Origin of the sequence: Pseudomonas sp. SWRI111 (genome assembly GCF_014268555.1) — a bacterium.
GTDB lineage: Bacteria > Pseudomonadota > Gammaproteobacteria > Pseudomonadales > Pseudomonadaceae > Aquipseudomonas > Aquipseudomonas hamedanensis.
In genome coordinates this window covers 1-238 of record NZ_JABWQQ010000163.1, presented here as the reverse complement: position 1 = coordinate 238, position 238 = coordinate 1, and the positions used below count along the sequence as shown (strand labels likewise).

At 31.5% G+C, this 238-nt stretch carries 1 protein-coding gene; it reads right to left on the bottom strand.

From position 1 onward, the window contains the following. On the bottom strand, positions 1 to 238 hold a 238-nt coding region (locus tag HU755_RS27650), incomplete at both ends, for a hypothetical protein (protein WP_238350066.1).

The following is a 238-nucleotide window of genomic DNA, read 5'->3' as shown; positions in this document are numbered from 1 at the left end:
CTTTATTACCGGAAATTTTTAAAAAGGACAGTAGTTGTAATCGATCAAGAATTTTTTGCAGAACTTTTGCTGCTTCAATTGCCATATGAAAATGGTTACTTGAAGGTGGGTCAAGGTCAAACACAATTTCTGAAGGCATGCTATTTGAATAGTTTGTTTCAAATGGGATATGGAATTCAAATGCTAATTGATTTCCCAACCATAAAAGAGTTTCTATATTATTGCAAACAATATATTC